The sequence below is a fragment of the Pseudoalteromonas obscura genome (assembly GCF_030135505.1).
Classification (GTDB): Bacteria; Pseudomonadota; Gammaproteobacteria; order Enterobacterales; family Alteromonadaceae; genus Pseudoalteromonas; species Pseudoalteromonas obscura.
The window spans coordinates 214,323-226,359 of sequence record NZ_JASJUT010000001.1; the positions used below are offsets into that span (position 1 = coordinate 214,323).

General features: G+C 42.1%; 10 protein-coding genes. 9 read left to right on the forward strand and 1 reads right to left on the reverse strand.

Going from position 1 to position 12,037, the window contains the following annotated elements:
* Positions 1-33: 33 nt before the first annotated feature.
* The gene (gene lrp / locus QNM18_RS00990) at positions 34-513 is read right to left on the reverse strand and encodes a leucine-responsive transcriptional regulator Lrp (RefSeq protein ID WP_023398863.1); all 480 of its coding nucleotides are present in this window, start codon (positions 511-513) and stop codon (positions 34-36) included.
* Positions 514-651: 138 nt separating this feature from the next.
* Between lrp and ald the strand changes: the two genes are divergently transcribed.
* From ald to QNM18_RS01035, 9 genes are all read left to right on the forward strand, one after another.
* Complete coding sequence (gene ald / locus QNM18_RS00995; RefSeq protein WP_211012224.1) at positions 652-1,773, forward strand: alanine dehydrogenase; 1,122 nt, start codon at positions 652-654, stop codon at positions 1,771-1,773.
* A 156-nt stretch (positions 1,774-1,929) separates the two neighbouring features.
* A complete protein-coding gene (locus QNM18_RS01000; protein ID WP_211012225.1) occupies positions 1,930-2,772 on the forward strand; it encodes an HDOD domain-containing protein in 843 nt (280 codons plus the stop codon).
* A gap of 123 nt (positions 2,773-2,895) precedes the next feature.
* The gene (locus QNM18_RS01005; RefSeq protein WP_284136048.1) at positions 2,896-4,764 is read left to right on the forward strand and encodes a methyl-accepting chemotaxis protein; all 1,869 of its coding nucleotides are present in this window, start codon (positions 2,896-2,898) and stop codon (positions 4,762-4,764) included.
* Between the two features lie 87 nt (positions 4,765-4,851).
* Complete coding sequence (locus tag QNM18_RS01010) at positions 4,852-5,448, forward strand: PilZ domain-containing protein (protein WP_211012227.1); 597 nt, start codon at positions 4,852-4,854, stop codon at positions 5,446-5,448.
* Positions 5,449-5,505: 57 nt separating this feature from the next.
* A complete protein-coding gene (locus QNM18_RS01015; protein ID WP_284136049.1) occupies positions 5,506-6,561 on the forward strand; it encodes an agmatine deiminase family protein in 1,056 nt (351 codons plus the stop codon).
* Positions 6,551-7,441, forward strand: coding sequence for a carbon-nitrogen hydrolase (locus QNM18_RS01020; RefSeq protein ID WP_284136050.1), 891 nt, complete (start codon positions 6,551-6,553; stop codon positions 7,439-7,441). Before QNM18_RS01015 ends, QNM18_RS01020 begins: the two co-directional genes overlap by 11 nt.
* Positions 7,442-7,458: 17 nt before the next feature.
* Complete coding sequence (gene mfd, locus QNM18_RS01025) at positions 7,459-10,932, forward strand: transcription-repair coupling factor (RefSeq protein WP_284136051.1); 3,474 nt, start codon at positions 7,459-7,461, stop codon at positions 10,930-10,932.
* Positions 10,929-11,771, forward strand: a complete 843-nt coding sequence (locus QNM18_RS01030) for a CsiV family protein (protein WP_284136052.1) — start codon at positions 10,929-10,931, stop codon at positions 11,769-11,771. The genes mfd and QNM18_RS01030 overlap by 4 nt, the downstream gene beginning before the upstream one ends.
* 13 nt (positions 11,772-11,784) lie before the next feature.
* Complete coding sequence (locus QNM18_RS01035; RefSeq protein WP_211012232.1) at positions 11,785-12,030, forward strand: DUF3862 domain-containing protein; 246 nt, start codon at positions 11,785-11,787, stop codon at positions 12,028-12,030.
* Positions 12,031-12,037: the final 7 nt, after the last annotated feature.

Here is a 12,037-nt window from a genome sequence, read left to right on the forward strand (position 1 = left end):
TCTATTATAGGTTACACCATATCAAGAAATTCTTTAAGGTGCACAAGGTTTTATAACCTCCCCCTGCTCTCCTTTAACCTCTTCCATTACAACATAAGTACGACTTTCGTTAATATTAGGCAGTTTTAAAAGAATTTCACCGAGTACGCCCCGGTACTCCGACATGTCAGTAACCCGTGTTTTTAATAAAAAATCAAAATTGCCTGATACCAAGTGGCATTCAATAATTTCATCGTGTTGTTTGACAGCTTCATTAAACTGTTCAAATACATCTGGAGAGTTTTTATTAATTGTAACTTCAACAAATACAAGCAACCCCTGCCCCAACTTTACTGGGTCTACCACAGCTTTATATCCTTTAATGAAGCCATCTCGTTCGAGTTTTTTTACTCTTTCTAGGCAAGGTGTTGCACTAAGCCCAATGCGTTTTGCCAATTCTACGTTAGATATCCTGCCGTCTTTTTGTAATTCGACTAGAATTTTTCTATCAGTTCTATCTAGCTGAGTATGCATGAAAAGTGTTTTATCCTGCTTTTTAGTATTTTATAGATTTATCATCTTTAAAATAGCACAAAAAAGGTAGGACACACTAGCTTTGCATAATTATAATAGTCGAAAATGTTATCCGTTCTTACTTTGAGGCGATTTATTATGATTATTGGTGTACCTAAAGAGATTAAAAACCACGAGTACCGTGTTGGTATGGTTCCAGCAAGTGTTCGTGAACTAATAAACCACGGCCACCAGGTTATTGTTGAAACAAGTGCTGGTATCGGCATTGGTTTCACTGATGAAGATTATATCCAAGCGGGTGCTGAAATTTTACCAACAGCTGCGGACGTTTTCGCAAAAGCTGAAATGATTGTTAAGGTAAAAGAGCCACAGGCTGTTGAGCGTGCAATGTTACGTGAAGATCAAATCCTTTTCACTTATCTTCACCTAGCACCAGATCTTCCACAAACTGAAGATCTAATTAAGAGCGGCGCAATCTGTATTGCATACGAAACTGTAACTGATGCACGTGGTGGTCTTCCACTTCTAGCACCTATGTCAGAGGTTGCTGGCCGTATGTCTATTCAGGCTGGTGCTCAAGCGCTTGAAAAATCAAATCTAGGTCGCGGCATGCTATTAGGCGGCGTACCAGGTGTTGAACCAGCTAAAGTTGTCGTTATCGGTGGTGGTATGGTTGGTCGTAACGCTGCACAAATGGCTGTAGGTATGGGTGCTGACGTTACTATCCTAGATCGTAACATCGACGTTCTACGTAGCCTAAACGCGCAGTTTGGTAGCCAAGCTAAAGTAATTTACTCAACTGTTGACGCACTTGAGAAGCATGTTGTTGAAGCTGACCTTGTGATCGGTGGCGTACTAATCCCAGGTGCAGCTGCGCCTAAGCTAGTAACAGCTGATCATATCAAAGCAATGAAGCCGGGTGCCGCTATTGTTGACGTTGCTATCGACCAAGGTGGTTGTATCGCTACTTCTAAAGCAACAACGCACGCTGAGCCAACTTACATTGTTGACGATGTTGTTCACTATTGTGTTGCTAACATGCCTGGTGCGGTTCCTCGTACTTCTACTTTTGCACTTAACAATGCAACTCTGCCGTATATCATCAAGCTTGCAAACCTAGGCTACAAAGAAGCGCTTCTTTCTGATGAGCACTTCCTAAATGGTCTTAACGTTCTTAAGGGCCAAGTAACTTGTAAAGAAGTTGCTGAAGGTTTCAATATGGAATTTGTTGAGCCTCGTTCAGCTGTTGAAAACGCATAATCGCGATCAGCTATGAATAGTAAAAAGGCCTGCAACTTTGCAGGCCTTTTTTAATTTTCATTCAAGAGTGCTTTGTCGCCATTTCTCTATTTTTCTCGTTTTTTATAATTTTTGGCTATTCTTATTTGTATAAGATAATGCAGTGAGCGAGAAGTTATGGCCATATCTTTGACCCAACAAGAAAAACAGATCCTTAGGTCTATTTCAATCCCTCCGCGCCCAGAAGCGTTAGTCCAGTTTTCCGAAGAAACAAAATCCGCAGAACCAAATATCAGTAAAATTACGCAAATTTTACAAAGTGACATTGCAATCAGTGCCGCGATATTACAGGTGGTCAATTCAGCTGCATTTAGACGCAGTAAAGAAATTGAATCGTTAGAACAAGCCATTATGATTTTAGGGTTAAAAAGGTTGATCCCACTTGTAAAAGCTGTTGCAGTCAAAGCAACTGTGGATACACCAGCCGCACTTGATAACTTCTGGTCTGAGCAAAGTGACATTGCCCAGTTGTGCTCAACACTTTGTCAAAGCCTCAATAAGCCTGCTTTAGCAAACCATGCATATATGTTAGGTCTATTTCATACAGTAGGTATACCACTGCTGTGCGTGCATTTTGAAGACTACAACGAAGTTTTAGCAGTTGCTAAATCTGACGGGTGGACTAAAGCCACTGAGTTTGAATTCAATAAGTACAACACCAGTCATGCAACAATAGGGGCATTATTGGCCCAGCAATGGAAATTACCAAAACCCATGATAAACGTGATTTACTATCAGCACGATGCCAATGGTATCTATCGCTCTGGTGAGCTAGATGGTATTGCCCTTGAGCTGCTTTCAATTTTAAAGCTTGCACGCCATGGTAACTTCATATTTAAGAATACTGCTTCTATTGAACAAGACCCAGAATGGCATGCTATCAGTGATGAAGTTTTAGACTTTATTAATATGTCTGAAGATGAGTTAGATGAGTTGTATAGCTCATTAGAATCAGCCTAAATTCTCGGTTTTTGATAATTTTGTCGCAAATTTGTAAATAAATCCTTTAAACTAAAGGAAATCATTGCAACTATTCGCTTATGATTTACCTTTAATAATAAGCTCATATCCGGGAGACGTTCAGTGAAGTTTAAATATAAAGTAGTCGCCGTTTCTGCTAGTGTATTAGTGCTTGCCTTATTTTTGCTTTCAGTCAAGCAATACTTCCTGCTTAAAGAAAATTTAGAACAACAAGTCACACATAGTATGGAAGAAGTGATCCAAGGGATCAGTAATACTGTCACAGCTCAAATGCAAGGCTCGATGAACCTTGCTGCACTTACAACTGGTTTGGTTTCTCAAGTCAACGAACTTGAAGACGCTAGGCCAATGATATCTCAACCTAAACTCACGTCAGAATTTCTCTTAATAGGGTACGGAAAAGAAAGCAGTGGCAAATATGTCGCCAGCGACCCCAATTGGGACCCGGGTTCAACATGGGACCCAAGAGTAAGACCTTGGTACAAAGATGCCAAGTCGGCAAGGACCTTAGTTGTTACGGATCCATATGCCGATGCGGTCAGCGGTGAAATTGTCGTATCAATTGGTGCTCCTGTATATAAAGGCAATAATTTTGATGGCGCTATATTTTACGACGTCAGCCTAGCCAAGCTGGGTAATATGATAAATTCCTTTAATTTGTTTGATGCAGGCTTCGCATTTATGGTGAGCTCTAATGGCAGCATCATCTCTCACCCTGATATTTCACTCAATGGCCAACCAGCTCGTACATTTTTGGGGGATACTGTCGTTCGAGAGTCCTCTCAAGAAATTGAGATAGATGGCGTCAGCTATCTTGTTATGTTTAAAGCTGTAGAAGGATACGAATGGTATGTTGGTGTCGCACTTGAAAAACAAAAAGTGTTTTCCGCCATGGAAACTCTCACATACAATGCAACTGTTGTGTCTATCATCGCGGTTATTGCAAGTTTCTTAGCTCTTTCTTACGTGATCAATATTCTGCTCAAACCTTTGGAAGCAATAAACTCTGCAATGTCTAATATCGCACGGGGCAATGCTGATTTAACCGCAAGGCTACAAGCCTCGAGCGAACCTGAGTTTTCAGACTTAGCAGAGAACTTTAACCGGTTCACATCAAGGCTGCAAAATATCATCGCAGAGATCCAGACTTTGGGACACGAGGTGCTCGCAGATGCCAAACAGACTTCTGCCGGTGCAAACCACGCAACTCAAGCCATCCAAAGACAGCTCGAGTCGTTAAATTCGCTAGTTAACTCCACTGCCAATATGTCAAATACCGAACAACAAGTTGCGAACACCGCTCAGCAAGCGGCGGAAGCCATTAAAACTACCGATGGCCTTGCACAAGACGGCGAAGGGATTGTTGAACAATCAACAAACTCAATTGGTGAGTTGTCATCCCAGATAGAACGTGCCGTTGATGTCGTCAATGAGTTAGAAGTATCTTCTTCAGGGATAGAACAGATTTTATCTGTCATTAATGGTATAGCAGAACAAACCAATCTACTGGCCTTAAATGCCGCAATTGAGGCCGCCAGAGCTGGCGAGTCAGGACGTGGTTTTGCTGTTGTTGCTGACGAAGTTAGGACACTTGCCCAACGGACACAAGAAGCAACAACTGAAATAAAAACGATGATCGACCAACTTCAATCGGGCGCAGAAAATGCAGTGGGCGTCATGAAGCAAAGTCAGACAATTGTCGAAAAAACAGTCGTCAAGGCACAAGAAACAAAAGACGCTTTGCATGCGATCAGAGAGTCAATAGACAATATCGTCGAGCTCAATGTAAATATTGCAAGCATGCTTGAAGAGCAAAAAGCGGTTGTTGAAGCCGTAGACCATAATGCCTCAGAAATACGCAATTTATCCAACACTGTGGTTGATGAAGCAAAGGTTGTAGATCATACAATGCAATCACAAGTTGATAAAATCGCGAAACAAGAGGAAATGTTAGAGCAATTTAAAGTATAAACTGGTTAACACCTTGATTTAAATAGCTAGAGTGGAGAGAATAAGACACTGCTACTCTAGCTACACTGAATATTGGCATACATATAAATGCAAACAAACTTAAAAGAAAATTTTGAACAGTATTTTCAAATAGAAGAGACAAACCAAATCAACTTGTTCCCAGTTGAAGAAAATATGGTGCCTAAAAACCAAGCACAACTTGAAGCCGCTATCCCACCATTATTTAGACTCGCTAACGAAATTAACGAACTCGATCTCAATGCTTTGAGACCACTGCGTAACCTCGGTGATGTCGCATCCGACTTAGCCGCATATTTACAAGCACAATCTAGAAAAATTGACTTGATCATGAGCCATATTTTGGCAAATGAACAACCTGAAGATGAAAGCAGTTACTGTGATAGTTACGGTGGTGGTGGCATTAAAGTGACTACGGCTGAAAAGTTTCAAATTGGCCAAAACTTTAGGACAAAAATTTTTCTACAGCACGAAGCCAGTGCCATCTTTTGCTATAGTCAAATTATAGAAATAAGTAAACAGGAAGACGAAGCCTTACAATATACTTTGGCATTTACCCAAATAAGAGATTCTGATCAAGAATTGTTGGTTAGAGCAAGTCTACACGCACAAACTAGGCAACTAAAAAAGCGTCAATCAGATAACGAAAGTGATCAAAATAGCTGACACAGCGTTGTGCAGTGATACACTTAGCCCCTAGCAATCAAAAATCAATAAATTGTCATGAGTTTTACGTTATTACCAGAATGGTCACCGCAAGACGCGGTGATGGTCACTTGGCCACATAAGCAAACTGACTGGGTAGACATACTGGCGCAAGTTGAACCAGTTTATGTCGCGCTATGTCAGCAAATCTCCCAAATTCAAAAAGTTGTTATAGTCGCGCATAGTTCAGAACTCAAGGCACATATCACCACCCTACTCCTAGATGCGAGTATCAATATGCAACAAGTTGTATTCGTAGATGCACCTTGCAATGACACATGGGCGAGAGATCATGGTCCATTGACTACAGCAAATGACCAAGGTGAGCTCAACATCAAAGACTTTGTCTTCAATGGCTGGGGTAATAAATACCAAAGCGACCTGGATACGCAAATCAATACTGCGCTCTGCCGACAAGTTACTGATAAGAAGAACAGAATACAAAAAGTCGACTTTGTTCTTGAAGGTGGCGGCGTTGAAATCAACGAACGTAAAGTACTGCTCACTACCTCCGAGTGTTTACTTAACCCAAATAGAAACCCAGAATTGAATAAACAGCAAATTGAGGAAAAATTATCTCAAGAACTCGGCGCTGAATCATTCTTATGGGTTGACCACGGCTACTTGTGTGGCGACGACACAGACAGTCATATTGACACTTTAGTTAGGTTTGCGCCAAATGACACTCTTGTTTACGTGCAATGTGATGACGAGGAAGACGAACATTACAGTGCTCTCAAAGCAATGGAGTCTCAGTTACAAACATTTGTGACGCCGACAGGTAAGCCATACAATTTAGTACCATTGCCATGGCCTAAAGCGAAATACAATACAGAAAACGAGCGCTTGCCAGCAACTTACGCAAACTACCTGATAATCAATGAAACTGTTTTGCTACCAATATATGGTGACGAGAAAGATGCTTTGGCGCTTACGCAATTGCAAAAAGCACACCCTGAGCGCACTATCATTGGTATCGACTGTCTGCCCATTATTCACCAATTCGGTAGTTTACACTGTATTACCATGCAACTTCCTAAAGGTTTTTTAAATAGGGATCCAAATGAGCAATAATAATTTGAAGGTCGCTCTTGTTCAGCACAGTAACAGCGACAACCTTGAAAGCAATTTTGAAAAATCAATCAATGGAATCAGAGAGGCAGCCCAACAAGGCGCAAAGCTTGTGGTTTTACAAGAGCTTCATCGCAGCCTGTACTTTTGTCAAACTGAAGACACTGACCTGTTTGATTTAGCCGAAACTATACCAGGCCCAAGTACAGATGCATTTAGTGCGCTGGCAAAAGAGTTAAACGTTGTGATAGTTGCCTCGTTATTTGAAAAACGCGCGACGGGTTTGTATCACAATACTGCGGTAGTCATCGAATCAGATGGGTCAATTGCAGGCAAATACCGGAAAATGCATATTCCAGATGATCCAGGGTTTTACGAAAAGTTCTACTTTACTCCCGGCGATTTAGGTTTCGAGCCAATTCAAACTTCTGTTGGTAAATTAGGAGTGCTTGTATGTTGGGACCAATGGTTCCCTGAAGGTGCAAGGCTTATGGCAATGGCTGGTGCCGAATTATTGATTTACCCGACCGCCATCGGCTGGGATCCTCGAGATGATAAAGAAGAGCAAATACGCCAAAGAGACGCTTGGATGATTGCACAAAGAGCACACGCGGTGTCAAATGGCGTGCCAGTACTTAGTGTTAATCGAGTCGGACACGAAACTGATCCGAGCGGCCAAAGCGACGGTATATTGTTCTGGGGCAACTCATTTGTAGCTGGCCCACAAGGTGAATTATTAATACATGGCTCTGAAGACCAAGAAGAAGTACTGGTCGTCGACATCGACCAGCAGCGCAGTGAATCTGTACGCCGCATTTGGCCATATTTGCGTGACAGACGTATAGATCATTACCAAGACCTATGTAAAATATACAGAGATTAAGTAGTTAGGAGTTAAGAATGGCGTTAGTGCAGTGGAATGAGCTACCTTGGGTAAAATCGGCAAAGGATAAAATCCATTGGGGTCAATTACTAGGTAGTAGTTTGGCAATTTCCGTAAGCGAGAGCGTGAAGAACAACAGCTCACTCGTTGTATTGGTGACGCCAGATACCCCCAGTGCACTGCGCTTGGAAACCGAACTAGGTTATCTACTCGGTGAAGACAATGTAATGGTATTTCCCGACTGGGAAACCCTACCCTATGACCACTTCTCTCCTCACCAAGATATTATTTCTCAACGTTTGGCGAGTTTAAATGCACTACGTAAAAAACAGCAAGGCGTGCTCCTAATTCCAGTTGCAACCTTAATGCTAAGAACTGCGCCACCAGAGTTTATTTATGGTAATGCATTACAGTTTAAAGTAGGTGACACACTTGATGCACAGGGTCTAAAAGAAACATTAACACAAGCTGGTTACCGAAATGTACAACAGGTGATGGAGCATGGTGAATTTGCTGTGCGAGGTTCGATTATTGACCTCTATCCCATGGGCAGCCAACACCCCTACCGTTTAGACTTTTTTGATGACGAGTTAGATAGCATTCGCCTGTTTGACATTGAAAGCCAGCGTTCAAGCGACACTATTTCGTCTATTGACTTATTACCAGCCCATGAATTCCCGACCAATGACGCAGATATTGAGCGATTTCGCATAAAATACCGAGAGACATTTGGTGCCAGCTCTGAGCAAGACTCAATTTATATGCAAGTTACGCGTGGCAATTGGCCAGCAGGTATAGAATATTACTTACCGCTGTTTTATGACAAGCTTGCAACTATTTTTGATTACCTGCCTAATGACGCCGTTTTTATGCACCTTGGAGACATAGAGCATGCCGCAGGTGATTTTTGGTTGGATGTTAGCAAACGATATGAAAGCCGCCGAGTCGACCCTCTTAGGCCTCTTTTAGAACCAAAAGAGCTATACCTCAATGTCGAATCTTTGTTTGAATCATTTTCTCACTATCCAAGAATTAGATTGAGTGAAGCGCAACTTGGAACAAAAGCGGGCCACACCAATGTAAACTCTGCGCTTATTGACGATGTCCGCGTTGACCACAAACAAGCTGATCCCTACCATGCTATTTTGAGCTATATAACAGCCCAAAAAAAGCAAAAAGGCAAAGTACTTTTTAGCGTTGAATCAGACGGTCGACGAGAGTCCCTACTTACGCTACTAAAACCCACAGGCTTAAAATTAAAAGAGTTCGAATCGTTTGAAAAATTCGCTAAAGGCCGAACAGATGTAGGCCTTATTGTGAGCCCTCTAGAGGCTTCAGTTTTTCTCGATGGCAAACAGCCTTTGACTTTAATTACCGAGCAAGAGCTGCTTGGTATTAAAGTTTCCCAGCGCAGACGCCGTAAGCACAAGTACGAGCAAGGCCAAGATGCGCTAATTAGAAACTTGGCTGAATTAAAAGAAGGCCAGCCTATTGTGCATTTGGATCATGGTGTTGGACGTTATCTTGGATTGCAAACCATAGATGCTGCGGGTGTTGCAACTGAATTTGTGACAATTATTTATTCAGGTGATGCCAAACTCTACGTACCAGTATCTTCTCTTCATATGTTGAGTCGCTATTCAGGCGGTGAAGAAGCCTCTGCACCTCTGCACAAATTAGGCTCTGATGTTTGGGAAAAAGCCAAGCGCAAAGCCGCTGAAAAAGTGCGAGATGTTGCCGCAGAGCTGCTGGATATTTACGCCAAACGTCAAAGTAAGCCTGGCCATCAGTTTAAACTCGATGGTGGGTCGTACAGAGATTTCAGCAATAGCTTTCCATTTGAAGAAACCGATGACCAGCGCAATGCTATCGAGGCCGTTATTGGTGATATGCAAACTAACCAAGCAATGGACAGGTTGGTTTGTGGTGATGTAGGTTTTGGTAAAACTGAGGTGGCAATGCGTGCCGCGTTTGTTGCCATCAACGACAACAAACAAGTTGCGGTGCTCGTTCCAACGACGTTACTTGCTCAGCAACACTTTGAAAACTTTAAAGACAGGTTTGCAGACTTACCAATAGAGGTTGGTGTTTTATCACGATTCAACAGTACAAAAGAGCAAAAAGAAACCCTCAGTGCGCTTGAAAGTGGCAAGATAGACATTGTAATTGGTACGCATAAGCTGATCCAAGAAAGCATTAAGTTTAAAGATTTAGGCTTGCTTATAGTCGATGAAGAACATCGCTTTGGTGTGCGTCAAAAAGAGAAAATCAAAAAGCTTAGAGCAGATGTAGATATCTTAACACTCACGGCAACCCCGATCCCGAGAACGCTAAATATGGCGATGAGTGGAATGCGAGACCTGTCCATTATTGCGACTCCACCAGCGAAACGCCTTGCTGTTAAAACCTTTGTACGCGAGCGCAATGACGAGCTGATCAGAGAAGCTATTCTGCGTGAAATTAAGCGTGGTGGTCAGGTGTACTTTTTACACAATAACGTAGAAACCATCGAAAAAACAGCAGCCGATATAGCGCAATTGGTACCTGAAGCAAATATTGCTGTGGCGCATGGTCAAATGCGTGAACGAGAACTTGAACACTTAATGAGTGATTTTTATCACCAAAAACATAATGTTTTAGTGTGTACCACAATCATTGAAACGGGCATTGATATTCCATCGGCCAACACCATCATTATGGATCGTGCTGACAAATTAGGTTTGGCTCAGCTGCACCAGCTGCGTGGTCGAGTTGGCCGAAGCCATCACCAAGCCTACGCCTATTTACTCACTCGTAATAGCCAAAGCTTAACCAAAGATGCTGTGAAACGTCTGCAAGCCATCGAGTCTCTTGAGGACTTAGGTGCAGGTTTTGCCCTCGCGACCCACGATTTAGAGATCCGTGGTGCCGGTGAGCTTTTAGGTGATGATCAAAGTGGTCAAATTCAAACAGTTGGATTTACGCTATATATGGAGATGTTAGAGCAAGCAGTCCAAGCGCTTAAAGATGGCAAAGAGCCAACTTTAGAAAACTTGCTGCAACAGCAAAGTGAAGTAGACCTTAAAATCCCAGCACTGTTGCCGGATGATTACATTCACGATGTCAACATCCGTTTGAGTATGTACAAACGCATTGCCAGTTTGGCGTCTGAAAACGAGCTTGATGAATTGAAAGTAGAATTAATAGATAGATTTGGTTTACTACCTGACGCTGCGAAGAACATTTTTGAAATACAATTACTCAAATGCAAAGCCCAACAGCTTGGTATCCAGAAAATAGAAGCCAACCCGAAAGGCGGTTACTTTGAATTTAGTAATAATACCAGTGTTAACCCAACGTTCATTATCGGGTTGATACAAAGCAACCCTGCTATATATCGTATGGAAGGCGCGAGCAAATTACGCTTTAATATAGAAGAAAAAAATGGTCAAGAGCGCTTAAAGCTCATTAACGCCATGATGGATGACTTTCAGAAAAAGGCTGTTGCATGAAGCAATCTTTAGTTAAATGGGGACTTTTGGCGGCATTGTCCACAGCGACAATGCCTGCACTTGCAGTGCGCTGGTTTGAAGTAGAGCTCATCGCTTTTGCGCAAAAAGATGCATCGCAAATTAGAGAGGATTTCTCCATTGAGACCCCCCCTTTGCCAAATAACAAGCGTTTGGATTTGCTAACACAAGGCTATAACAATGTTGGCCATCAGGCCTGCTTAGCAGGTAACCCCAACTATGACCCGCGCAGTGTAACAGAGCAATTTACCACAGCTCAAAGCTCTTGGTATTGCGATGATGACATCAACTACGTTCAAAAGTATGACGTTTTACCCGTTGTGCCTGTCAGCGAACCTCTAGAACACATGCAGTCGATGTACTTACTTGCACCAGAGCAGCTTAAGTTCGAGTCGATTAGAAAAAAACTAGAACGTAAAGGACATACTGCGATATTACACACTGGTTGGCGATTCCCAGATCAAAGTAAAAAACGAGCGCCCAATGTTGTTGTATACGGTGGTAAAAAATTCGCGCAACCAGCCAGTTATATATATCGCGCACAGCCCAGCGATAACTTCATTAGTTTGCTCAATAACGCACCGCAACCAAGTATTAAATCTGGCGGAGAAACGCTCTGGGAATTAGACGGCACAATGAAAATTCATATTCGCCACTATTTATATGTGACGAGTAACTTTGATTATCGCTACCTGTCCGACTCAGGTGAGCTAGAATCAGCGAGAATGTCACAGTTCACACGTGTATACAGTGGTGACATACACTATTTAGACCACCCCAAAATGGGGATTATTTTCCAAATAAGAAAATATAAACACTAACAGGACCGACAGCATGAAAAAATTTTGCGTTATGCTTGCTTTGCTTTCACTTACAGCATGTTCAAAAGTGAACATAGAAAATTATGAAAAAATATCCGTAGGTATGGAACGAGCTGAATTGGAACAAGTACTCGGTTCTGCAGACTCATGTGAAGAAAAGACGCTGCATACTAATTGTGTTTGGGGTAACGAGACCAAAAATATCACTGTGACTCTGGTGTCAGATCGCGTTACGTTATACAGCAAAAAAGGTTTATAAATATTAA

Bases quoted from the DNA above. Each gene is read 5' to 3' on its own strand.
- lrp (WP_023398863.1), bottom strand. From the start codon at position 513: ATGCATACTCAGCTAGATAGAACTGATAGAAAAATTCTAGTCGAATTA.
- ald (WP_211012224.1), top strand. From the start codon at position 652: ATGATTATTGGTGTACCTAAAGAGATTAAAAACCACGAGTACCGTGTT.
- QNM18_RS01000 (WP_211012225.1), top strand. From the start codon at position 1,930: ATGGCCATATCTTTGACCCAACAAGAAAAACAGATCCTTAGGTCTATT.
- QNM18_RS01010 (WP_211012227.1), top strand. From the start codon at position 4,852: ATGCAAACAAACTTAAAAGAAAATTTTGAACAGTATTTTCAAATAGAA.
- QNM18_RS01015 (WP_284136049.1), top strand. From the start codon at position 5,506: ATGAGTTTTACGTTATTACCAGAATGGTCACCGCAAGACGCGGTGATG.
- QNM18_RS01020 (WP_284136050.1), top strand. From the start codon at position 6,551: ATGAGCAATAATAATTTGAAGGTCGCTCTTGTTCAGCACAGTAACAGC.
- mfd (WP_284136051.1), top strand. From the start codon at position 7,459: ATGGCGTTAGTGCAGTGGAATGAGCTACCTTGGGTAAAATCGGCAAAG.
- QNM18_RS01030 (WP_284136052.1), top strand. From the start codon at position 10,929: ATGAAGCAATCTTTAGTTAAATGGGGACTTTTGGCGGCATTGTCCACA.
- QNM18_RS01035 (WP_211012232.1), top strand. From the start codon at position 11,785: ATGAAAAAATTTTGCGTTATGCTTGCTTTGCTTTCACTTACAGCATGT.